Source organism: Mycobacterium sp. JS623 (assembly GCF_000328565.1).
In the GTDB taxonomy this organism is placed as follows: domain Bacteria; phylum Actinomycetota; class Actinomycetes; order Mycobacteriales; family Mycobacteriaceae; genus Mycobacterium.
The window spans coordinates 175,524-198,589 of sequence record NC_019958.1 but is presented as its reverse complement, the minus strand read 5'-3'; the positions used below and the strand labels follow the sequence as shown (position 1 = coordinate 198,589).

Below are 23,066 nucleotides of genomic sequence, written 5' to 3'. Positions count from 1 at the left end.
CCCAATACCCGTGTTGACCACTCGAAAACTGTTGCAGGACAACGCAACTAGAGTCAAGTCAGGTCCGCCGCAGGCGACCGTTCCGGCCGCCGGGCGCAGCCCGGCCCCAGCTCCCGGCGAAGCCGGGCCGGCAGTCGGAACGGCCGCCTGCGGCGGACCTCGATGAACTCTAGTTGCGTTGTCCTGCAACAGTTTTAGAGTGGTCAATACGGGTATTGGGCTCCGCCCAATGTGCCATACCTGAATTATGCTGTACCGGAACGGTTCTCAGTACCCGGGCCCGCTCACGGCTCCGCCGCGCGCTCACAGCCAAACCTACTGTATTACAACGGGTTACGATGACGCTATCCTGCGCCGGCTGCGCCGCGCCCATACCCTCACCCATGACTACATCCTATCAGTGTTTGCTGTAACTATCGCCGATCCACACTGCCATCGGGCGCCGGCTCATGCCGGCCCCTCCCCCCACCATGACACACACCCCCACCAACCCACCGCCACCCACGGGCCACGCCCTAAAACCATCAACAACACAACGCAGCATTTACACGGCCGGTCCCGCCTCGATCACGCGATAACCAACCGAACGCTCATCGACATACTGAAAAACGATGCGGTCAGAATTGTCCTCCTGGCACCAGAGTTCTTCTCCTCGGTTGCCGTAGTCCGTCACCGCTTGCTCATCCTCAGCGTAATCAAAATCCCAATCGTCGGGCACTTCAAACTCTGCCGTGTAGTTCACGGTCTCCGTAACTTCGAGCCAGATCTTCATATCAAGCTCCCCTCTCGATATCGGTACACCAACCGTCGCCACCGGTACCCCCGGTCCAACACACCGGGGGTACCGGCAACTCACACCAGAGGGTGACGCCCCCGGCAGCACGCGTCACAGCACTAACTCGCCCCAACGCTCACACCGCACCGCCTCACGGTTCCAACACAGGCAGTCACGAATGTGTTCATAACAATCACTGCAGGAACGGCACTGACCGCAGTATCCCTGTTCGTCGACCTCACCCCACCAACACAGATCACAGTGACCACCGGCCACACCGCCGCTACCCAACGTCGACGTGACTGAGGTCGCGCTCGTGAGGAAGTCCTCGTTGCTGTGCCAGATCCCGGTAGCAGCATCCCAACGCCCCGAGCCCTCATTGATCAGATAGGAGTTGCGCTGATAGCGCGGGTCCACGGTCAGGATCACCAGCTTGTTGCCTCGCCCGCACCACCGTGACAAAGCATCGTGGGCGCGGCGGCGGTCAAGGCGGCGATACCGGGTAGGCAGAATCTCGTCGGCGAACTTGCGTGTGTCTGACCGGTCATCCCCCTTCGCTGGGTGCGCCTCTATGGGCAGGATGCCGTTGTGCGCCACGACGGTCATTTCCGAGCCGCCAACCACGAACGGGTGCACGTTCTGGAGGTTGACGCCGCCGTGGGTGGCCCAGCGGCTATGGAATAGCGCCGGGCCTGCGGGGTGCCGTTCTCGGGCTGCCACGAACGACTCCAGTGCTTCTGCGAGGTCCAGCGACTTTCCGGTGACGATCCCCTCCGGTGACACGATGGCCCATCCGTGCCCGTCAGGATTCTTACAGCCCCCATTCCATAGGCCGTCAACGTCGACGGATGCCTCCGGGGGGAGAAAACTCAAAATACACATATTGATGGCAGTCCTTTTGGATGTAAGAAACTAGCTATGAATGCGATCGCTTTTTGATCGATGGCCTTGAATGCCGCGTATTAGGACGCATATTCAATTTCAGCGGACAGGTTTGGGTAATTCCGCGTTTCGAGCCAATCCGAAAAATGAGTCCATGTGAGTGCGTCGCCGGCCAGGACCTCGTTGATACGAAGAGTTTGCGTGTATTGCACACTCGCATCGGCGAACTCAAGAGCCGCAAGAAATTCTCGCTTGTGCAGGGTTGCCGCGAAGAACCGTAATTCGAAAGTCTTTTCATTTCTGCAATTGACCGCCACGTACCGGTCGCCGTGGTCCACCCCTGTCGCTTTGCGCGCCAGCTCGCCCGGTACCGGCGTGGTAAACGATGCCCATCGGCACGACTCACGTCGCGCCAATAAGGTCAGATCTTCGACGTTGCGGTACATGAACAGCAGCCACATCATCTGATGAGCGCATGATTGCTTGCCGTGGCGTCGAAAGGCGTTGCGGGACACGTGGATATGCAGTCCGTACTCATCACCGACGTCACACCCATGTGCCCGAAGGTCCGCTAGCAGGTTCTCGAATGGATACTCACGTGCCCACGCCAATGTCATCGGGTGCGTGACGATCTCGACGCCATCGATCGAGCTGTCGTGCTTCATGTACAGGTGGTCTTCGCACGGGTCGTAGGTTTGGACTACGTCCACGATTCGCGACTCTCTGCCGCCTACCTCCAGTTCGACGCCGAACAACACCTCATCGGGATAGTTCCCCTTGGGTCGAAACGACGACGGCCGGTAGTCATAGGGCCGCACGTCATCAGATTCTTCGGCGCAGTTGTTGCATGATGAGCAGTCGTCGCAGAACACGTTCGAGCAACTGTCACAGCACCAGCCGAATTGTTCATAATCGAATTCGTCATCGCAGGCGTCGCAATACCGCAAGTCGGTCTCGGTCAACGTTGATGGCATAAGAAATGCACCCCTCTCAATGGGTGGTCGGGGTCTGCCGGGAATGGTTGACCCTCGCCATTAATTCTACCAATTGCCAACGACATGTGTAGGGCGAAAAACGTTGTCCTGTGGTGCCTTTGAACCCTAAAAGCCAATACCCCACCCTGCACCGAGCAGGGTGGGGTATTGGCTTGGCACTCACACTTCGTGATCGAGACGTAGGCAGGGGCGAGCCGCCGGCGTTAGCCCCGTCGTAAGTGGGGGCTAACGCCAGCGTGGGGCCCGGCCAGGTGGCTTAAGCGGCCGCGGATCCGCTCATGTCGGTGCGCACGGTCTCGGCGATCGCGGCGTCGACTTCTGCGAGCTCCGCTCGCGCTGCCAGCAGGGCGGCGGGTTCGGAGAGGTCGACGTCCTCGGCGGTGGTCCGCGCGTCCTGGGCACGGTGTTGCCACTGCGCCATGCTGGCCTCGGTTTCGGCGCGTTCGGCGTCTAGGCCGCCGGTCCATGCGGCCACCCACCCCGAGACCCACCCGGCGACCGCCGCTGCGCCTCGGCGCCGCACCTTGCCCGGCAAGGTTTCACTCCACAGGGTTCTGTAGTCGAACAGCAGTTCCAGGCGTTGGCCGGGGTCGGTATCGACTACGCGCACCGACACTCGATCGTGTCGCCACTCCCCCAGCGCAGCCGACCAGCCGAGCGACGCCCGTTCTGAGAACGCCCCCTCGGCGATCTGCGCCGCATCGACCTCCCCGAGGCTGGGAAGGTATTCGGCGAAGTCGTCCAGGGCCGCTAGGCGCCGTTCAGCGGCCGTAGCGGACGCCTCCGCACTGGCTGCCTGAGTGAGCAAGGTCCGGACATTCTGAGTGACGGTGACGTGGGCCAGTCGCAGGGTCCGCACCCGGCGGGCCAATTCGTGCTGGCGGCGCAGCAGATCATTGCCGGCGGCGGCTGCTTTCAGCTCGGCGAACGTCAGCGTTCCGTCCCCGCCGACGTCCTCGATCTCACGGGCTTGCCCATCGACGCGATACAGCTGCTCGAAACCGCGCGACTTTCGTTCGACGGTTCCGAACATGTACGCGTCGAACGTCCCCCGGGACACGAAACTGTAGATGTCGACGATGTCGTTCTGATTGCCGTTGCGGATGGCTCGGCCGTTGCGCTGTTCCCACGCCGCGGCCGTCCACGTCGGGTCGACGTGAAACAACGCCGCCAGCCGCGATTGAATGTTGGTGCCGATGCCGACTTTCGACGTCGAACCGATCAGAACCGCAACCCGACCGTCACGGCAGGCGGCGAACAGCCCCTCACGCGCCTTGGGGGTGCTGGCCTCGTGCACGAAACGGATCTTGTCTGCCGGCACCCCCGCAGCGATCATGGCCGCCCGCAGCCGGCCATAGCTGCTCGAATCTCCCGGCTTGGGGGTTCCGAGGTCGCAGAGCACCAACTGAAAGGACCCCGGCGTCTCCGAACCCGCATACAGGCGGTCGACATTCTGGTGGTAAACCTCGGCCACCCTCTCGGCTACTTGCGCCAGCTTCGGCGCGCCCTCGTTGATACCGACCAGGTTGGGATCCAGCGCAACCTTACGGCCGTCCCCGCACACCACCAGCATGTTGTCCGCGCCCGGCTGCGTGCGGCCCGTCCGGAGAGCGTCAGCACGTTGCACCAGCTCGGCCATGTACGCGCGCTGTCCGGTTGTCGGCTCGCTGATTTCGGTGTGCCGGATGGCTTCGGGACGTTTCAGCCCGACACTCTCCGCTCGCACCATCGACATGAACTCCGAGAGCATCGTGCGCATCTCGGGCACGTTTTGGATCACCGATGGACGCCGCTTAGACCGGAATCCCGAACCGTCGGGGCTGGTTTCTATCAGCACTTCGTATCGCACGAATTGTGCCGCCCAGGCGTCGAAATGGGCTAATCCAGTCTCGGACAGTCGTTCTGGCGTGAGCATGCTTTGCCAGACGAAACCCTCGGCCAGGGTGTTGGTGAACGGGGTCCCGGTCATCAGGCACGCGTGGGGCCGCTGCGGATTGGCACGCCTGAGCAGCGATATCTTCAGAAACAGATCAAGCGCTCGCTTCGAGGAACCCAGGCTGAACCCATCGGCTCGAGTTGCCACGGGCAGTCGACGGAATTTGTCTGCTTCATCGACGATGACGTAATCCAAGCCCAGGTGCGCGAAGTTGATGGCGTTGGCGTCGTTGAACGACGAGCGCAGCCGATCGATACGGCCCTTCAAGGATCGCACCGCCGCCGCGATCCGTTTCCCGCTGCCGTAACCGGCACTGCGGGTGTAGCTTTCGAGTTCCCCTAGTTGATCCTCCAACCAGACCCGCTCTACAGTCGCCGGTACCGGAATCGACGAGAATGTCTCGTGGGTCATGATGACCAGATCCCAATCCCCAGTGGCGCATCGGGCGACGAAACGCCGCCGCGCATCGCCGTGCAAGTCCGCACGCGTGACAATCAGAAACCGCCCCGAGGGCCAGGCCTGGTAGCACTGCCTTGTCGCCTGCTCTATGAGGTGCTGCGGGACGATGAACCCTACCCGGTTCGCCAACCCGAATTGTCGCAGCGTCATCGCCAAACCTATTGCTGTCAACGTCTTTCCGAGGCCGACCTCATGCGCGCAGAACGCGGCGGGCGTACTGACCGCCCGGTCGACGAAATCGGCCTGCCACGGCCATAGGTCAATGCCGTCGGCCAGACCAGGAAACGTCAGGTGGCTCCCGTCGTGCTCGCGCAACACCCGGGCGTTCATGGTGTGGTTGTAGAGTTCCACGATTCGACGTTCGCGGGCTTGGTCCTCCCACACCCAGAGAGAGAATCGCTCGCCGATGGCGGCGAGCTTCTGCTCGGCAGCCTCGGTCGCATCGGCATTGCGTACCTTGCGGTAAGAACGGGACTCCGAATCGTAAACGTCATCCCACACCACCGGCGCCGCGCCGTTGAGCCCGATTTGCAGCAACTCAAACGCATTGAATCGCGTCGTGCAGTAGGCGATTTGCGCATCGGCGGAGATGCTTCGCCGCGTGCCGGTAACCTCCCATGCCGCTAGCGGCGCGATGTGCTCGACACGCGCGCGTGCACCGAACACCTCTACGCAGAAGTCGCTGACATCCGTGGCGCTCACCCACGGTGATCCGAGCTCGATCCGGATCTCCTCGCGCCCCAGCCAGGGCGGTAACACCGCGTGCAACGCCGCCACGTTGCGTTCATAGTTCGCATCGATCGCTGCCGCGGCCAGGGCCTCCCGCAGCTTGCCGCGGACGTTGCCGCTGAGATAGTCACGGGCGTTGACGGCCCGCCCATCGAGGGGATCGCGGTACACGAGATCCCCCAGGGCCTCGAATGCGGCCTGCGCGTCGCCCAGGTCGCACAACTGGGCAACCCGATCGAGGTCCAGCCCTCGGCCTTCGCCAAGGCAGATCGCTAACGCCTCACCCGCAGAGCCGGCCCGCTCGGCCGGGCGGGGACGCTTGTTGACCCGCCGAGACAGGATGGGCGCCGCGGCAGCCTCCCCGGTGTCCTGGTCGAAAGTCTCCAGCGCCAGAACCAAAGGGGCGTCCGGGTCGGACCGGAACCCTCCCAGCGGAGCCACCCGCCACCCCAGCCGAGGCAACCCCGTCTCGGGGTCCGGTTTGCCTTCGGTGCTCGTCCCGCGGTTGAGCACACCCCAGCGCGCCGCGTAGGCGTCGTAAAGCGCCCGGCACTGCACCCGCAGTGGTTCGATCTCGGCGTCGGGGCGGTCCCAATCCGACTCCGCCTCCACCAGCGCCACCGCGGCGTCGCGCAACCCAATCAACGCCCGCAACTCCGCGCTGGGACGCGTGACCGCCGACAGCTCGCCCTCGACGACGCGCACCACCTGTCCATCCACGATGTGCAGGGATCCCTCTTTGCGCCCGCAATCGTCGATCAGCCGGACGTCAGCCCAGTCCTCCGGAAGCGTCCCCGCATCCGCATAGGGGACCAGCAGCGGCGTCACGGACGCGAACGCAGCGGCTACGGCCGCGTCCTGGTCCTCCGCGTCGACCGCCAGAGGCAGCCGGTCGAAACCCGTCAGCCGCATCACCCCGGCCACGAACTCCGGATGCTCTTCCCAGAATCCGCTCACCCGTTCCTGGCAGTACCGGCCTTTGACGGTCGCAGACATCACGGTCGACTCCGCACCCCGAACCGGTGACCACCCCGCGGGAGTCGCGGCGTCCTCACGGACGCGCAGCACCAACACGTCGGCAACTACTGCGGTACCCGAGGCTGCGAAGTAGCCGGAAGGCAACCGCACCGCGCCGATCAGGTCTGCCCGCTCGCGGACTGACGCCGCTAAGCCCTCGCCGGCGTCGAGGGTGTGACGGGAGGTCACCAAAACGGCGTAGCCGCCGGGGCGGACCGCCGCCAGCGCACGCAGCACGAAGTACTCATGCAACGGCCCCCAGAAGTCAAGAGCGCCGTCATGGACGCGGGCCGCCGAAAACGGCACGTTGCCGACTGCGGCGTCATATCGCCGGGACTGCAGAGCGACCTCCCGCAGATCACCGGTGATGATGGTCGCCTGCGGCGCTAACGCCGCCGCGATCCGAGCTGAGATCGGGTCGACCTCGACACCAGTCATCGACGACACCAGATCGGGCGGGGCTTGATGCAGGAACGCACCCGCCCCGCATCCCAGGTCCAGGACTGACCCGCCCGCAAATCCTGCAGCCCGCAGCAGTTCGTAGACGTGGGCGACCAACGCCGGTGGGGTGAAAAATGACGTGTCCACGACGCGCGCCGCCTGCCCCATCAAGTCGCCGATCAGGTCGTCGAGCTCGTCGGCGAGATCCGCCCACACTCCCTCGGGGCGTGGATCGAACGCCTTGGCCAAGGGTCCCCAACCTAGGAAGCCGGCCAACGCCTGGCGCTGTCGTTCGTCAGCGGGTGCGGACCCGAGGGCTGTCAGAGTGCGGATTGCCTCGATGGCACGTCGGGCTGGTGTTGCCGAACGCTGCTCAGATGAAGCCGGATCGGTCGCAGAATGGATGGACAACACGAATGAATCCCCTCTCCATGGGATACCGGGGCCTGCCGGATGTGGTTGGCCCTACCAGACTGATCTTACCCGAGACGCCCGACAGATCTGCACATTCAGACGCGCCAATCCGACTGTGTTGCACGATTGTTGGCACACAGCGGAGGGGCAGACGGCGGCGGCGGTCGGCGCCGACGGTCAACCGGTATCAGCCCACACCCCACCCTGCACCGAGCAGGGTGGGGTGTGGTGTCGGAGATGGGCCCGCGGTGCCGCTTGCCAGGCAGCACCGCGGGCACTGACTTACGCCGATACCGAGCCTGTCAACGCTGTCTCAGTGAAGGAGTCCGTTTTCGACGGATCGGCGCGGAACTGGGTCCATCCGGAAAGACTGCAACCGCCGTACGGTGCACGTTGCGCAGCAACGTCAACGCCGCCTCATACCCCGCCCAATCCACCACCCGCCATTGCACCGGGCCCATGTGCACATCCACCCAGCACACCGTGCGGCGGCGCCGCTCGTCATAGCAGGCCTGGTTCACCACCGACCACTCTGGCGGCCTGGTCCACGTCACCGACACCACCGATACGCCTGGCCACTCATCGCCCCTCACCGCCTCCAACGTCGCGCTTCCTGCCGCCCCCCGCAATGACTCCCGGACCGCTCCAAACGCCGCCAGCACCGCCGACACCTGCGCAGCTGAGGTGAAACGCATGAAGATGTCCCCCCATTGCACCGACACCACGGCCAAGTCGGTGCGGGCATCCTGCACCGAAACATGCCCCGCCACCGGCCGCACCAATACCATCGTGCGCGTCACCAAACCCGCCGGAATGGGCATGCGCTCCACCACCCGCGAACCCAGCACCGCGGCAGTCGCGCCCGATTGCTTAACCCTGGTCTGTGCCATAAGGAATGCACCCCTTTCGATGGGCGTTCGGAGTCTGCCGAATTGGTTGACTCTCGGTTTCAATTCTACTCTGGGACACAGACATAACACGTCTTGGTGATCACCAAGCACCCCCATTGGTGGTTGGTGGTGGTGGTGGTGGTGCTCGGTGCTGGTGTTCACCGAAGATAGCTTTCACCCCACCCTGCACCGAGCAGGGTGGGGTGAAGGCTCGTGCGTGCGTTAGGCGGTGTTTGTCAGTGCGCTGGTACGGTGACGCGGACGTCGTGGCCGGCGTTCCGTAGCTCTTGGGCGGCCCGGCCGGCGGCAGCGTAGTAGACGCTGGCCGGATAGGGCTTCTGATCGCGCAGAGTGACCGCGGCCGCGGCACGTCGAGACTGGGCTCCAGCGTCCCCCCCGCCCATCAGAACGGCTTTGATGTTCCCGACATCGACGACGCGGACGTTGGCGGCCTCGGCGGCGATGAAGGCCTCAACGGCCTGGAGCTCTGCGAGCACGCGGCTGAGAGGCTTCTTGCCTTGCTCGCCTTCCAGGTAGGTCTTCTCGTTGAGGCCGAATAGGCGCGCCGCTTCCTTGCCTGACAACCCAACTGCGCGGCGACGCACCAGCAGATCGGCGCGGCGACTACCGCGGTGGACCTCTACAGTCCTACCCTGCCGTTGCAGCTCACAGGCCACTCTTCCAACGGCGTTGTGCTGCAGTCCGACTGGGTACGGCACCCCATCACGGCGAGTCTTCGCCAGGGGGAAGGCTGATTCGAAGGAGGCCTGGTCGGGCACGGCCTCTAACACGACGACCCCGGCCGCGGGAACCGCCGCGGCTAGCTGGTCGGCCAAGTCCGTGACAAAGGCATTCATCGCGATGAGTTCGGCGACCAGGTGTGCTTGTACGTCCTTGGTGTCGGCCTCACGCGCTTTGTAGTTCTCACCGTCGATACGCAGGACCGAGGTCAGCTCGTGGATCGACAGCCCAACGGCATTGCGCGCGGCCGCGAGGTCCGCACCGCTGTACCACTTGTTGACGAGCTGTTCCACAACGGAGTCGCCCAGCTCCGCAGAGAGGGCTGCCGTCACGATGGCATCGTCGTTGTCCACAGCTTCACCGTACTGACGGCGCCTGGCGGACGACCGGTGCGGGCACTGCACCACGCTCGGATGATTGGCACCGCTGTCTCGGCGTAGAAGTCCAACGCTCATTGCAGGTAGCTCCCTTTCATGGAGATTCGGGTCCGCCAGGGGTGGTGGTGCCCGCACTGCTCGGTTCTGCTGAGGCGCCTTTCGGCTCCGAGCATGTTCCGCGCGTACCAGCAGTCTATCAGCGTCGCGACGCGATCAGGTGTATTCACGCAGCCGCGGTAGCGCGGCAGCGAGTCGGTCGAAGAGGTCCGGCCACCCCTTCTGCAGCCACGCCACGTGCCCGTTGGACAGCTTCGAGGCATCGATGATGGAGTCAACACGGATCTGAGCATCCGGCATCCCCAACCTGGCGAATTTGTCGTACAACGGGTTCGGCTCGATACTGCGCGCGGCCAGATACCCGAACACCTGGGCTCGCTGCCAATCCCAGATCGGGCCGTAGGTCACGGTCCCGTCGACGCGTTCGATGACTCCACCCAACGACGCGCGAGCCGCCTCGCGCCCGAGCTCGCTACGCCGGGCACTGCCAGCGGCTAACTGCTGTCGGTAGAGCGCCCGACGCCCCGATGACTCCTCGGCGCGCACACCCCAGAGCGCACCCGGCCCGTGTAGTCGGTGTGCTTGCGCCGCAGGCTCTTTGATCATCAGGTCCGCGAGCTCGACGCCGCCGAGACGGCGGTCCGGCGCGTCGTGATCGAACCCGCCGAGAGCAATCAAGATGGTCAGAAGATCCGGTTCAGCGGGGATCACGTGGTAGTTCAGGCGCCACTGCCGGGCCCGGTCCTCGAGGTACTGGTAGGTCTCGGGGAACTGCAAGCCACTGTCGAAGAACACCACCGGAACGTGCGGGTCGACCCGGCGCGCCAAGTCGACGACGACCGTGGAATCCTTGCCGCCGCTCCACGAGACGTAGCCGTCGTGGCTGTCGAGATGTTCGGCGACGCGGTCCAGCAGGCGCGGAACCACCGCCTCCGCGCGGCGCTGGCCGGCGATCGCCCTCAACTGCTGGAGATCCAGCCCCGGCTGGGACGGCGTCACCGGCGATCGACCAAAGTGATCGAGCGCCGTGGGAACAGCCGCTTCAAATACTCCTCGACGTAGCCAATGGCCTCGGGACCTTCAAGGATCGACACCTCGGTGGTGGTGTCATCCCACCACCACCACCGGCCACGGTCCTTGAAACCGAAGGGTGGCGGGACCTCAATGTTGGTGTAGGCACGGGCGAACGCGCGGGCGGATCCCACGACGAACCACCAGTCCTGCCCGCCGAAGGTCAGGGAGCCATCCGGGTCGGCTAGTGGACGGAGTCGACGCGGCAACACCACTCGGGCGGTGCACGTCGATTCGGTGACCGGGCGCCGGCGGCGCTGCGCTGGACGGTAGTGGCCGTTGCGGCCAGGTTCGTCGGCACCGATCTGTGAACGGTTCGGGTGCACCACCCACTGTTTCGCCGCCATCACCGCTCCCTTAGTTGCACGACGAGGCGCTCACCGAATCCCCGCGGCCGCGTCTGGTACGTCACGAACTCCGCCGACACCACCTCATACGACGTGCCCCGAGGCAGCACGTGCGTGGTGTCCATGCCGCTGTCGGACTGACCGAGGTACATTCCCCTGCTGGTCACGAGTTCGAACATCACGTACCGGTAGCTGTCGTGGCCCGGGGCCTCGCTCAGGTCGTGTCGAGCCAGCGTGAACTGGTCGAACTCGAGCACGGCTCCCGGCCGCAGATTGGGCGGCATGTCCTCGACTCTGATCACGTTGGGCTGATTGTCGGGCAATTTCACGGCAACGTACACCTTGTGCATCCGGTCATTGCGGCGTTCATAGGACTGGATGAGACGGTCGAGACGCTGCACCGTCGCCCGGTCACCGTCATCGAGGGTTTGCACGTCACCAGCACCCCGATGCAACGCGGCATTCACCCGGCTCCACTTACCGGCGTCCTCGTCGATGAGCAGCTCGCGCGCCGCGACCCGCTGCGACTCGGGGGCGCCGGCCAGGACCTGATTCTTCACGGCCGATCGAACTTTGCGCTGCCGACCGCTCACGGATCGCCGGAACTCCGCCGGAGGAGGGAGGGCACTGCGGAGCCGGTCGGAGTCGACGTGGCTGGCGTCTCGCGGTGAGGCGCGATCCCGATCGCGCCTCGCCCGGGTGAGCGACCTATCGGAATCACGCGCCTCGTCGATGATCCGGTTGGCCAATCGCCGGAAGTCCCGGTCGCTCATCGCCGATTCGGCGACCTCGCGGGCCGCCTTGATGTCACGTGCGGTGACTGGGCCGCCCTCGATGTCGAGGACCACTCGTTCCCGGTTGGGTCGCGCCGATCTAGCCCCCACATCCGGAGTGTATGAGCCAGCACGTTATAGCCACTGCATTGACAGCCGCGATCGGGCGGAAAATGCGGGAGGGGCGACCCCGAACCCATCAGTCAGGTCCGACGCCGCCCCTGGGTAAGCCTTCACCCAACCCTTGCACGCGTTTCGTGCTCGCAGTCTATGTCACCCCGACGTCCAATTCGGTCGTAGTCTTGCAGCTACGATGCCCACCGATCCTGCAGCCGCGGCCTGGCGAGCTGCAGGCAGCCCTCGGATCGAGGTAGCCGCCCCCGGCAGATGTGGCCGCTGCGGCGACGACGGCCCGACGACAGCGAGCTCGCGCATCATCTCCAACCGCTTCACCGACTTCGACACGTGGCCCTACGGCTCACGTCGACTGTGCGCAGCGTGCGCATGGGCCTACAGCCGCCGGCCCACTGCCCAACCCACCATGCTCATCACCACCGACGAGGTCACCGAGTACCCCGCGGCCGCCTCCATCGCCGAGCTCCTCGCCGCCGGCGCCCTGAGCGACACCACATCCGCGGTCGTGCCCACCACTCGCCGCCGGCACATCCTGCCCACGGCCCAATGGGCACACCTGGCAACCGACGGACTCGTCGTGCGCTGGGATGACGCGGCCGCGAAACGCCTGCGGTCGATACGAATGCTGCGCCTCGACCTCGGATTCACCTGGCAGCAATTGAGCAACCCCGCTCCACCGGCCAAGGCGCTCACAGCCCAACCGCCGAGCACATGGCCGCAGCTTCTAGCCTCATGGAGCAGCGTTCAGCCCTGGCGGCGCATACCACCGCTGTGGGCATGCGCGCGCCTGCTTACCGCTCCCGCCGCATCCGACACCCCCGCCACGGCGACTCCACGGCGCGGCGACGACCAATCGTTACTGTGACGCTCATGACGACGCCGACACCCACCCAGGTGTGGCGGGCCACTGTTCCCGAACTTCCACCGCTGGTCGACGAGGCCGGCGACACCGGGTCCGCGACCGCCCGCGCGGCCGACACAGCTGAGCGCCTCCTGCTGCTGCTGCACTACAGCATCGACTGGGAGTCCAGCTGGGTCGCCGACCCGAAGCACCGCAAGACCTACTGGGACGAACTGCTGCCCGGCCGTGTCCGCCGCGCCGCCTACCGCGCCGACACGCTGGATCGCTGGTGGTCGGAAGTCGCCGGGCAACTCGGCGCCCCAGCGCCGCGGCACCGCGACCGCCGCCTCGAACTCGCCACCCTGCTTCGCGAACCGGCCCTACCGGTCATCACCGTGTTGCGCGACAGCCTGCCCGCACTACTCCTACGGGTTCGGATCATCGCTGAAGCTGTAGCAGCCCAACGCGGAAACAATTCCGCCGCAACGAGTTCCGCCGACCCCAACGAACCAGCATGACACTCTCGACCATTCGTTGGGACGTCGATATCATCGCCCAGTCGTCCATCGTGCACCGCGACGACTACACCTCCGTCGGCAGTGACACCTTCACGCTGTTTCGCCGCGAGAAGATCATCGGACCCGACGGCCAGATCCTGCAGATCCCCCTCATCTCGGGAAGCAGCTTCCGGGGAGTACTGCGGCGCGTCGGCGAAGCCCTCACCGCCGAGGTGCTCGGCTACGAGGACGTCGCCCTACCAGTACCGGCCGCCCATCTGCTCACCAACGGGGGCCGCCTCGCCAAGTCGGCACACCCACTCACCGACGAAGAGGAACGCAACCTCAAAGAGCTGCTCCCGCAGATCGCGGTCTTCGGCGGTGCCGCCTCCGGACGCGTCATGTCCGGACTGCTGTCGGTAAGCAAGGTTCTCCCCGAAATCGCCGAACTTGCCCACCTGCTGCCCAGACCACCGCACTCGACGCCTCTGCTCCCGGCCGTGCTGAGCGTCGCCGACGAATCCTTCACGCACCTGCCCGATCACCGGCCCAGCACCGGCGGCGCCCCCCGTACCGACCATGCCGACGGCAGCCCCCTCGGCAGGTTCGCCATAGAAACGCTTCCAGCCGGCACTCGTCTACAGACGTGGGCTCGACTGGACAACGCCACCGAGCACCAGGCGGCGTTCTTCGATAACGTCCTGTCCACCTTCGCTGCACATGGCCACCTCGGAGGACGCAGCGCCGCAGGCCACGGTCAAGTCACCGCCACCGTCACTGCCACCGCACTTCGCGGCAGCCTCCCCCGTCCCACCGTGGACTGGGTCAACCAGCTCGCCGACGACCGCGACGCAGCCATCGCTGCGTTGACCCGACTCACCTGACGTGCACGAACCTCTCCTCATCAGGGCGACCACACCACACGGGATCGTGCTATCCCGGCCCCACGGCATCGCCCTGGACGGCCTGCTGGCATCCGTTCTATGGCATCGCCACAAATGGGCCGCCCGCGCAGAAGGCAGGCATGTGACCTACTCCCCCACCGATGACCCCGACATCATCGCGATACCCCTTTCCACCTGCGGCGACCCCACCACCCACACCGATTGGCACTGGATGGCCACGTTCTCCGACCAGCACCCGCTACGCGACGACGCCGCCGAACCGGACATCCGCTGGCGCTTCTCCCGCACCGACCGAACTCGCCTACAACACCTCAGCCCGGTCATCGGCCGCGGCGTCGTTCACGACAGCATCGGCCGATACCAACGCCGAGTAGTACCCGTCATGGCCACTCCCGCCACCTCCCTGACCTGGCGGGCCGTCGGGGACGCCGACCAGATCCGCGACCTACTCTCCGACCTGACAGCAATCGGCAAGCATCGCGGAGTGGGAGAGGGCATCGTGACGCACTGGGAAGTCACCTCAACCCCCGACGTGACCGACTGGTCGGCAGCCCACGAACACGAAGCCGGCGTCCTCGGCCGACCGGCCCCACAGCGCTGCCTCACCGACCACCACACCCGCACCGGGCCTGCTGGCTCCCACGCCATTCGGCCGCCCTACCTGCATCCCAGCACCCGCGTCTCACCGGCATATCAACCTCATCGCTAGCTCCGCGCGCCTGTGATCAATCACCCCGCAGTCGGCCGTGACGGACGCCGTTCCGCATTAGGTCCACTTCCCGCGATCAGTCCTCACTCGGTGTCCGTCTTAGAAAGTCCCCTCCCGATCGTGTCGATACGCAGGGAGAGGTTGCGCTGCCCGACATACTCGGTCGCCAAGCGACGGCCATCCCCCACCGTGCGGCCATCGCCTCGCCCACCGAAGGAGCGGCTAAACCCTCATGACTGACGATGATCGCCAACGAATCGACGGAATCGCCGAAAAGAACTGTTGGACAGTCACTCCCAGCTCAGAGTTCCACGGTGGACAACGACCAGATGGCAACGAGGTAGTCGCGTACGAACGCTTCTCGACTCAGATCCTCGCCGAATGGACACCGCAAGGCGGCGTTGCATCAGTCGTGAAGAACCCTCACAACCGCGACGAAGTACGCATTCAGGGGGCGGAGGGGCTACTTGACCTCCAGACGTGGCTGCAGGAGCGGCTGTAGAGCCCCGGGCCCCACGCGAAAGCTCCTGCCCTCGATCCCGAACGAGCAACCGGACCACGCTTCACCAGCCGAGAAAGAGACAGCCATGCCGAATTACCCACGCAACGACCACTACGACATCGACCTCACGTCCTCTGGGAACGGTTGGCTGGGTACCTTCGCCATCACGGTCAGCACCACAGCGACAGACATCCTCAGCGACGGTAGCGAATGGGGCCCTGTGTCGATCGTGACGAGCGATCCTGCCGCGTCTATCGTCGGCACCCTCCTCGCAGCAGACGGCGAGTCGCTGACCGTACTGGTCAACGGTGAGGACGATCCGCGCCGCATTCCCATCGACACCGTCCTGCGATTCCGCGCCTAGCTGTGCTGCCTCAGATCTGGCTCGACGCAACCACTTCCGCTCTCGCTCTATAGCGTCGGGCCGGCGGCGGAACTTACGTCTGCGGCAATGGCGGATTCGGCCAGCGTGCGCAGCACCGTCGCGATGCCCTGTAATTCGGTGCGGATCTTGTCGCGCGTCTGCTGGTCGCGACAAGCCTCGCAGAGTCGAGTGGAAACGGCTTCAAGTTCGTCGGCTAGTCGCCGATAGGCGTCCGCAGCGGCGGCCACGGTGAGGTCTGGGGGCGGCAGCAGGGCCGCGACAACTTCAAGCCCCGGCATTTCTAGCGTCTCCAGCGTGTGTGTGCCTCCGCGGTCGTCAGCCCCCTCCGCGGGACCGCCCAGCTTGGCGGGGGCGCTGATTGACGTGTTCCCCCCGGCAGGTGAGGCGTCGACCAGGCTGGCGACGAGGCGAGCGCTCCAGGCCCCGGCAACGGTGAGCGACCGTGCCCAGCGGTCGAGTTTCGTCGCCAGTGTGTGTAGCCGGTTCTCGGCGTCGAAACGGTCGCTTCGCCTCGACTCTCCTGGCAGGTTGTGCCACCCGTAGGCGTACGCGCTCACCTCCTCGGCAATACGCCTCAACCTCGTGGCACCATGCGCAAATTCATAAGGTTCGCCGTCAGGGGCCTGGTGGGCGTGCGGCGGCAACAGGCTGTCGATGGTCGACGCCTTCCAGCCCTGGTAGCGCGAGCCGATCATGGCGTCGGGAGCGGGGAAGGTGCCGGCTCGGATGCGTCCGTTGATGGTGTTGACCGACACCTGCATCAGGTCGGCGATGTCGGTCACTGACAGGAAGCGTTCCACGCCAACCAGTGTCTCACATTCGAATGCAAATACGAGTGTGCCGTCCGATGGGCCAGCTCTTTGGTGGTCAGCTCTGACGTACGTGTCGCGAATACATGGCCAAGATCTCCGGGTGCGGCTCGATGAGGTCGGGGTCATCGAGCGCTACCAGGGTGTCGACCCCGTGATAGTGGTCGTCGTCGGTTCCCAGCTGCCCGAGTACCGCTTCGCCGTTGTGGACGCTCCGGATCCGGAACAGGCTGGGATTGCCGCCGACCTCGTACTCATGCCTCAGCTGGACGAGATCTCCGCGGGCGAACTTTTCGGCCACCGCTACCGCACCCCGGGAACGACAGCTTCGGGCCACCTGGCACGAATGCCTCGTATCGCCGCGTCGTCGAGATAGGCGAACCACCCTTCGGTCAGCGGGTTGTAGAAGGGCCAGTCGGAGCGGGCGTGCGCCACGACGGCCCATCCGCGGCCGACGTTGTCCGAATCGATCGATACCACGCGAAATCCCATGCGCCCCAACTCATGAGCAAGACGTTCCTCAGTTGTTTCGCTCGCAGGGATGGTAGTGGGGGCGACGATATGGCGGTTGGGATCGTTGTCGTCCCAATGGACGATGATCTGGCGGTTGGCCCCGTCATGAGCGATCGTGCAGCGATAGAGCGACATGTCCTGATGAAACCTTTCGTAGTGCGAGACCTCGACTGCAGCGATGCCGTGGCGGTGGCCTTCATCGGCCACTGACGCCCCGCATGTGAGCTGGGTGTGTCAGGGGCGCGGGTAGATGGCGGTGTACCAGTTCGTGCAGGCCTCCATCCACAAACCGTTAGCCTCGAGGGTCTTCACGAGTTCGTCGTGTAACGCGTACTGCTCGTAGTCGAGATTGAATGCGCCGGCGTGATTACCGCCGTCGTGGGTGACCAGCAGCAGGGAGGTCCGCCCGTACAGTTCTCCTCTGCCGACCCATTCTTCGGGCGTGTAGAAACGGCCGCCTCCGCCGTGATCCTGGATACCCTTGGTTTGCAGGAAGCTGCGAATGACCTCGGCAGCTCGGACACCGAGCGCGGAGAGCCCCGCGGGGATTGGCCAGGTCGCGTCGTCGGGTTGCATGCGGTCATGGTCATCGCGATCGCCGTACCAGACGTCGACCGACACGTTTGGATGACCTGTTTTTGCCGAGCCGGTCGAAGCGACCTTCAGCCACGGCGCTTCGACGCATCCCGCTGACGATCAGCTCCTGAGACCACCTGAACTGCTGACGTGGCGCCGCATCCCGCGACCTCGTCGAGGGCACCGTGCATCACCAGGCATCCGACATTTCGTATCTCAACAGCCCAGCGGGGGCGAGGTGGTTTGACGTACGCGGCTCAGGCCGGCAACTCCCTCGAGTACCTGGCCAGACCGTTTCCCTGAACCGTCCACATCCGATTGCCGTTGTCGTCGATTTCGGCGAGGTTACCGACGAGATCCTTCACGTCCTCCCAGTTCTCGATCACTGCTCGGGCGGAAATCGTTGGGCTGTGCTCGTTGATCGGATGGTTGGTCTCCCTCGGTTCGGTCACGATCCGAAGTCGCATGCCGTAGTGGAAGACGATGTCGCCGAGTTTGAAATCGTGCGGAGAGATGCTCTCGTAGGTCCCAGACACCAGGATTTCCTTTCACTCAACAGGGCGCATCTGGTCACGCTTACCCGCTATTCACGAAGTCGGCATAGACCGACACGTCCGGGTCATCGGCTTTCGCCGTGCAGCAGGGGTTGCGCACTGGCGCAGGCCCGACGATCAGCGACGCATCCGACCGATGACCTCGTGTAGCGACAACAGTTCGTCGTTGGGGGCCCAATAGGGGCCGCGGTCCCACGTTCGCTTGCGGTACACCCAGCTTCCATTGGGCCTTTTGAGGAAGTAGCCGAGGTTGGCCGCACCGTCGATATCGAACGGACCGCGCCGTTTCAACGCTGCGCGGAAGGATGAGCGGTACCAGCGGCTGCAGTACTCATCCAGTCGATCCGCGATCACACGGATCTCGGCGTCCGTGGGAACAATGCCGTTGTCGGGAAAGTCACCGGTGCCGACGACGACACCGGTGATGTAGCTCCAGTGGGGCTGCGAGGTGGCGAGCAGCGGAATGCGCAGAGCCGTCGCGAGAGCGGTCTGCTCGGCACTGATGTCGTTGTAGGGCTCCCAGTCACGCTCCTGCAGATAAGCGCCCATCGCGATCACCCGCCCATCGGTGACACGTCCGAATTCCTGTGCTCGGCAAGGTAATTGTCGAGATCGGCCAGGTATACCCGGCGAGTTCGGGGCGCCTCTGCCCTGATCAGCTCTGGGGGTAGCCACCGCAGCGCATAGTCAAGACCTCGATCGTCCACGCTGATCGCGTGGGTGGGCGGCTCGTTGTCCGGGTCGACGTCCACCACTCCGTTTAGGCGATGGAAGAGTATGCACCATCGAACGGTGAGGACCGCCTGTCGATGGATGGCGCGGTTGAGCTGTGGCAGGTCTATCACGGAACTCATTTCGCGCTGCTTCACAAGCTCTTCGAGTGTTTGATCGTCCGACATCGTTACGCTCCCCTTTTTCTCGACGTCGGGCCAGATGCTACGAAGCCGCTTCGGCGGTGGGAGTTTCCGACACGTTGGCGGCCAACGTTTTTGAGGACCGCACTGCCGTAGCCGCGGATATGTCCGAAATGCGCGCGACCGGACCGCCCGGCTCGCGGCCGACGAGTTCCGCTGGAGGGTGACCTAGATTCCTTCGCGGGGACGAATCTGGCCGCGACGACTGCCAGTTCCGACCGGACGGGCACCGATGGTGGCATCATGCCGGCGTTCGCACCTTGCCAAGGTCTGAGTGATGGGATTGACCAATGCAACGATGGGATTCCTTGCGCGGCCCGCTGCAATATCAACGGCGGGACCCGCAGGCGCAAGCCAACGACGCGCGGCGGGCATACGCGGCCCTTGAACAGAGCAGGCCATCAAACCTCGGTGAGGCCTCCTATCGCATTTACCTGGACGTTCTGCGCGCCCGCATGTTGGACACGTCGGCGTCCCTGGCCGAGTTGTCCGGCGCAATGTCACCGCCCATGACGAAGGAAGCGTTTGCCGCGCAACTTCGTCGCGCGCATGCCGCCGCGAGCGTGCCGTTCACACTGATCCCGCGCTGATCGCAACAATCACGACGCACCATCGCTCGGGTCAGCCCCTCGCGGGTGCACGCTGTCAGCCCCACCGCTTGGCTCTTTCTTCGCGATCGGCGCAGTTCCCGCAGAATCCGTCGAAACCTTCACCGTCGTCAGCGTCTTCGGTGCACCCTTCGGTTCGGCACTGCGACCATTCGTGGTCCTCGCAACGGCCGAAGTAGTCCTCATCCCCGAGTGCGGTGCATCCGTTCCATCCGCATATCGCCACGTTGCTCCCCGATCGCTGTCGTCCCCTCGGCTGCGCGCAGGCTCACCCACCCACCCATCCACCGGCCTGGCCGGCCGAACGCGTCTCATGAGGAGTGCCGATGCTATTAGAGCCGTCAGCTCGATAGCGGGGACCGACACGTCCAACCAGGCTCAAATTCCGGCGATCCGTGTATCAGTGCAAAGTGATGTCGGTGATCTCGGTGACGGTGAACTCGCGATCGGCCTCGCCGGCCCAGTCCACTTGTTCTGCGATTTCGGGGCCGAGCAACTCGGCGATACTGTCGAGATCGCCCAGGGCGTAGGCGATGCGGACGTCGTCGGCCGCCGGCGGGTAGATGTCGATCGTCACCGACATGGTCCGCGGATACTCCTCCCCGTTGACGACCAGCACTCCTTCAACATCGGCGACCACGGTCAGCGCTCCGGGTACTAGTGGGCGGCCTTGGTCTCGCCATCGCCTCACCGCGTACTGGCTCACGCCGAGCAGCTGGGAGAGCGCCTTGACTCCGCCGGCGGCGTCGATCCTGGTCTGTCGATTGCTGACGCTGGTGTCCAAACCGCGGGGCGTTCGGTTGGTGCGTGCGCTGCGTCGGATGGTGGAGTCGGCGGGGCGCCGACCTGTCTGCCTTTCGATGCGGTTGGCCATCTCGGTGGTGGCTCGGCGTGCGGCTTCGGCTTGCCGCTCCCGTTGAGGCCGCTGCAGCCACCGGCCGCCCAGTTCACGCAACTTGCGGCCGGTGAGCGCTTGGAACGCCGCACTGAAACCTGGGGAGGGCAGGGCCGCCGTGAAGTTGGTGGGCCGCGGCGAACTCGACGCGGCCCTGCGTGGTGGTTGGGCCGCCCTATCCGGAACACCCCATCGCTCCATCAGCCCTGACCCGAGTTGATGACCTTGACGCGGTACTTGCCGTTGTCGGTGGACTTCTCCTCCAGGACCTCATACGGGTCGACCTCGGGGGGCAGCCGGTAGACGAAGGTGTCGATGTCGCGCGCGGCGATGGGGTAAATGCCTTGCTCAGTGGCGATCGATGCGGCGTAGCGCAGGGCCCGGCGCCGGGTGTCGGCATGGATGGTAGCCGCCCACGCCGGTTGCTGATAGTGCCGCTGACCAGCGGGATGTTGACTTCCCGCCATCCGCCCGATGAACGATTTGTAGATGTTCTTGATCAGGTCTTCTTGGTCCTTACGCCCCTCGGCGATGGCCTCCATCAGTCTGCTGCGCAGGATGTCGGCCCAGCCGCGCAGCAACCGGGATTTCTGAGGCCACACCCACGCCTGGCTGAACTGCAGTTCGGAGAGTCCTAGACCGGCACCCCCCTCGGAGACGGGTTCCATCAGGTGATTCACTGCGAGCGTCGTGGCCCAGAACGTGCTCGATTCCGTCCAGTGCATGTGTTCGTGTGGCAGCGGCAGCTTCTGCGTCAGCCCGTCGAGCATTCCCGCCGGCGGGGTCGTGATGCGCCATAGGCCGAACGGGTTTCGTTCAGTGAACACTTCGGGATCTACCTTGCTCATTTCGACGGGGACACCGTATCCGAGGTCGACTTGGCCGGCGCTGGCCAGATAGGCGGCTCGTTGGTCAACTTCGACGTCGACCGCATCGCCTTTGGCGTTGTGCGGCATGTTCTTCCAGGCTTCGAGGTTGGGATCGAGCCTCGGGGTCTCGGCGTGCAACGTGTCTGGCAGGGGGCATGCTTCGACGCGCTTTTGAGCGCGGGCCCGCGCGCGCACCGAGTCCAACAGGGCGGCGCCGATCGAGGCCGGCCGCGCTGCCGGGAGGACTCCGTCGGAAATGCTGGTCAGCCACGCGATGCGGCGCCCGAGCGTTTCGACGGCCTGGTCCTCATCGTCAGGCAATTCGGTCTCGGTGCCCCGTGTTCCGGCCAGGCCTTCGTCCTTGGGGCGTTGCGGGGAGGGGTCGAGCCACAGGAACGGCAGTAAGACGAGATGGACCCGGCGGCTCTCGCCGTCACCCTTGGGCGACCGGAACGCGGCGGTGAACCATCCGGCTCTCGCGCTGGTGATTTCGCAGTCGAACAGCGCTGCGATGGTGGCTGACAGGTCCTCGGACCGCTCGATGGGCTTCTTCGGTGGCGTCATTCCCGCCGCCTGCAATGCAGGAGCCGTGATCCAGATCTGCGGGTGCGCCGCGGCTCCGCGCGCGCCGCGCGATTCGGGTTTGTTCGGCCAGCGATGCCAGACGAACCGGGCGAGGTCGGCGGCGGTGCTTAGCGGTCCGCGGCTAATTGCGAGCCCGGACGGGGTGAGGGCGCCGCGACTGCTCAAGATAACCACCATGCGGTCGCCACTGGCGGGGGTGTCTGACCATTGGCGCTGGCCGAGCTCCCAGTTCACGTTCTCGCCATCATCGTCGGTGCGACCCCCCTGAGAGGTGGCGTCGTCGACGTCGGCGGATTCCGTTCCACGGGACGAGTCGACATCGGCGGGCCGCTCCGACTCCGCGGCCGCCGCTAGCTGTGCACTTGCAACGTCCTCCCACAGCTGTACGGCTTGTGGCAGCCACCCCCGGGTTCTGCCGCCGCTTTGCCGGCCTTCGTCGCCGATGACGACACCCGGCTCGGGGAAGTCGCTAGGAATGGAGCTTCGGCCGATCCGGCTGAGCACCTGCGGGCGGGACAGCGCGTTGAGCGTCGTCGGCTCGCCGTGGAATTGGCACAGCCACTCGATGATGCCATCGATGTCGGCCCCGTCGTGGCCGTCGGCGGACACTCGGTACGTCTGCCCTTCGGAGGTGATCAGATGCTCGGCCACGACACCATCCCTTCTGTATCCACAGCCCTACTGACATACAGATCATCACACGTGCGCCCGTATAGTCGTGCAGCAACACGCTCACATACTCACATACCCGTATGGCAGCTTCGTTGTGGTTACACTCAGCCCCGAGCGCGGCGCCAAACCTTATGACTCGCATGACGTTAGCGCCACGGCCTCCTTCGAGGAACGTCGCTGACAGGAAAGGCTC

The 23,066-nt window shown here is 64.8% G+C and carries 25 protein-coding genes; 7 read left to right on the top strand and 18 right to left on the bottom strand.

Going from position 1 to position 23,066, the window contains the following annotated elements; translation table 11 throughout:
- Positions 1–544 precede the first annotated feature (544 nt).
- The 9 genes from MYCSM_RS34195 to MYCSM_RS34155 all read right to left on the bottom strand — a co-directional run bounded on the left by MYCSM_RS34195 (position 545) and on the right by MYCSM_RS34155 (position 12,015).
- A complete protein-coding gene (locus MYCSM_RS34195) occupies positions 545–772 on the bottom strand; it encodes a hypothetical protein (protein ID WP_015298117.1) in 228 nt (75 codons plus the stop codon).
- A 114-nt stretch (positions 773–886) separates the two neighbouring features.
- Positions 887–1,558, bottom strand: a complete 672-nt coding sequence (locus tag MYCSM_RS34190) for a hypothetical protein (RefSeq protein WP_051074010.1) — start codon at positions 1,556–1,558, stop codon at positions 887–889.
- A 179-nt stretch (positions 1,559–1,737) separates the two neighbouring features.
- Complete coding sequence (locus MYCSM_RS34185; protein WP_198345147.1) at positions 1,738–2,415, bottom strand: amidoligase enzyme; 678 nt, start codon at positions 2,413–2,415, stop codon at positions 1,738–1,740.
- 493 nt (positions 2,416–2,908) lie between these two features.
- Positions 2,909–7,483, bottom strand: a complete 4,575-nt coding sequence (locus tag MYCSM_RS34180) for a methyltransferase type 11 (RefSeq protein ID WP_232425891.1) — start codon at positions 7,481–7,483, stop codon at positions 2,909–2,911.
- Positions 7,484–7,950: 467 nt separating this feature from the next.
- Positions 7,951–8,538 carry a hypothetical protein gene (locus MYCSM_RS34175; RefSeq protein WP_015298113.1) on the bottom strand — a complete coding sequence of 196 codons (588 nt, stop codon included), beginning with the start codon at positions 8,536–8,538 and terminating at the stop codon, positions 7,951–7,953.
- A 236-nt stretch (positions 8,539–8,774) separates the two neighbouring features.
- Complete coding sequence (locus MYCSM_RS34170; RefSeq protein WP_051074009.1) at positions 8,775–9,632, bottom strand: hypothetical protein; 858 nt, start codon at positions 9,630–9,632, stop codon at positions 8,775–8,777.
- Positions 9,633–9,869: 237 nt separating this feature from the next.
- Positions 9,870–10,712 (bottom strand): phosphoadenosine phosphosulfate reductase domain-containing protein, encoded by an 843-nt coding sequence (locus MYCSM_RS34165; protein WP_015298111.1) that lies wholly within the window; start codon positions 10,710–10,712, stop codon positions 9,870–9,872.
- Entirely contained in the window at positions 10,709–11,131 is a 423-nt protein-coding gene (locus MYCSM_RS34160; protein ID WP_015298110.1) for a hypothetical protein, read from the bottom strand. The genes MYCSM_RS34165 and MYCSM_RS34160 overlap by 4 nt, the downstream gene beginning before the upstream one ends.
- Positions 11,131–12,015 (bottom strand): hypothetical protein, encoded by an 885-nt coding sequence (locus tag MYCSM_RS34155; RefSeq protein ID WP_041316048.1) that lies wholly within the window; start codon positions 12,013–12,015, stop codon positions 11,131–11,133. Before MYCSM_RS34155 ends, MYCSM_RS34160 begins: the two co-directional genes overlap by 1 nt.
- A gap of 202 nt (positions 12,016–12,217) precedes the next feature.
- On the opposite strand from MYCSM_RS34155, the gene MYCSM_RS34150 reads away from it, so the two are divergent.
- The 6 genes from MYCSM_RS34150 to MYCSM_RS34125 all read left to right on the top strand — a co-directional run bounded on the left by MYCSM_RS34150 (position 12,218) and on the right by MYCSM_RS34125 (position 15,857).
- Positions 12,218–12,904, top strand: coding sequence for a hypothetical protein (locus MYCSM_RS34150; RefSeq protein ID WP_015298108.1), 687 nt, complete (start codon positions 12,218–12,220; stop codon positions 12,902–12,904).
- Between the two features lie 5 nt (positions 12,905–12,909).
- On the top strand, positions 12,910–13,398 hold the full coding sequence (locus MYCSM_RS34145; RefSeq protein ID WP_015298107.1) for a hypothetical protein: 489 nt from the start codon (positions 12,910–12,912) through the stop codon (positions 13,396–13,398).
- Positions 13,395–14,261 carry an RAMP superfamily CRISPR-associated protein gene (locus tag MYCSM_RS34140; RefSeq protein WP_015298106.1) on the top strand — a complete coding sequence of 289 codons (867 nt, stop codon included), beginning with the start codon at positions 13,395–13,397 and terminating at the stop codon, positions 14,259–14,261. Before MYCSM_RS34145 ends, MYCSM_RS34140 begins: the two co-directional genes overlap by 4 nt.
- Before the next feature lies 1 nt (position 14,262).
- Positions 14,263–14,991, top strand: a complete 729-nt coding sequence (locus MYCSM_RS34135; RefSeq protein WP_015298105.1) for a hypothetical protein — start codon at positions 14,263–14,265, stop codon at positions 14,989–14,991.
- Between the two features lie 232 nt (positions 14,992–15,223).
- On the top strand, positions 15,224–15,493 hold the full coding sequence (locus MYCSM_RS34130) for a hypothetical protein (RefSeq protein ID WP_015298104.1): 270 nt from the start codon (positions 15,224–15,226) through the stop codon (positions 15,491–15,493).
- Between the two features lie 85 nt (positions 15,494–15,578).
- Positions 15,579–15,857, top strand: coding sequence for a hypothetical protein (locus MYCSM_RS34125; RefSeq protein WP_015298103.1), 279 nt, complete (start codon positions 15,579–15,581; stop codon positions 15,855–15,857).
- Between the two features lie 47 nt (positions 15,858–15,904).
- Here MYCSM_RS34125 and MYCSM_RS34120 read toward each other — a convergent pair whose 3' ends face one another.
- From MYCSM_RS34120 to MYCSM_RS36620, 7 genes are all read right to left on the bottom strand, one after another.
- Positions 15,905–16,678, bottom strand: coding sequence for a helix-turn-helix transcriptional regulator (locus MYCSM_RS34120; RefSeq protein WP_015298102.1), 774 nt, complete (start codon positions 16,676–16,678; stop codon positions 15,905–15,907).
- 67 nt (positions 16,679–16,745) lie between these two features.
- Complete coding sequence (locus tag MYCSM_RS34115; protein WP_015298101.1) at positions 16,746–16,988, bottom strand: hypothetical protein; 243 nt, start codon at positions 16,986–16,988, stop codon at positions 16,746–16,748.
- Between the two features lie 2 nt (positions 16,989–16,990).
- The gene (locus MYCSM_RS34110) at positions 16,991–17,407 is read right to left on the bottom strand and encodes a hypothetical protein (RefSeq protein ID WP_015298100.1); all 417 of its coding nucleotides are present in this window, start codon (positions 17,405–17,407) and stop codon (positions 16,991–16,993) included.
- Between the two features lie 27 nt (positions 17,408–17,434).
- Positions 17,435–17,821: a hypothetical protein gene (locus MYCSM_RS34105; RefSeq protein WP_015298099.1), complete on the bottom strand. Its 387-nt coding sequence runs from the start codon at positions 17,819–17,821 to the stop codon at positions 17,435–17,437.
- A 212-nt stretch (positions 17,822–18,033) separates the two neighbouring features.
- On the bottom strand, positions 18,034–18,312 hold the full coding sequence (locus MYCSM_RS34100; protein WP_015298098.1) for a hypothetical protein: 279 nt from the start codon (positions 18,310–18,312) through the stop codon (positions 18,034–18,036).
- A gap of 135 nt (positions 18,313–18,447) precedes the next feature.
- A complete protein-coding gene (locus MYCSM_RS34095; RefSeq protein WP_015298097.1) occupies positions 18,448–18,879 on the bottom strand; it encodes a hypothetical protein in 432 nt (143 codons plus the stop codon).
- A 5-nt stretch (positions 18,880–18,884) separates the two neighbouring features.
- Positions 18,885–19,184 carry a hypothetical protein gene (locus MYCSM_RS36620; RefSeq protein WP_157681625.1) on the bottom strand — a complete coding sequence of 100 codons (300 nt, stop codon included), beginning with the start codon at positions 19,182–19,184 and terminating at the stop codon, positions 18,885–18,887.
- Positions 19,185–19,534: 350 nt separating this feature from the next.
- Here MYCSM_RS36620 and MYCSM_RS34080 point away from each other — a divergent pair, with 350 nt between their 5' ends.
- Positions 19,535–19,834 (top strand): hypothetical protein, encoded by a 300-nt coding sequence (locus tag MYCSM_RS34080; RefSeq protein WP_015298095.1) that lies wholly within the window; start codon positions 19,535–19,537, stop codon positions 19,832–19,834.
- Between the two features lie 418 nt (positions 19,835–20,252).
- On the opposite strand, the gene MYCSM_RS34075 is transcribed toward MYCSM_RS34080, so the two are convergent.
- Both MYCSM_RS34075 and MYCSM_RS34070 read right to left on the bottom strand, forming a co-directional pair.
- Entirely contained in the window at positions 20,253–20,948 is a 696-nt protein-coding gene (locus tag MYCSM_RS34075) for a hypothetical protein (RefSeq protein ID WP_015298094.1), read from the bottom strand.
- On the bottom strand, positions 20,948–22,852 hold the full coding sequence (locus MYCSM_RS34070) for a hypothetical protein (RefSeq protein WP_015298093.1): 1,905 nt from the start codon (positions 22,850–22,852) through the stop codon (positions 20,948–20,950). Before MYCSM_RS34070 ends, MYCSM_RS34075 begins: the two co-directional genes overlap by 1 nt.
- Positions 22,853–23,066: the final 214 nt, after the last annotated feature.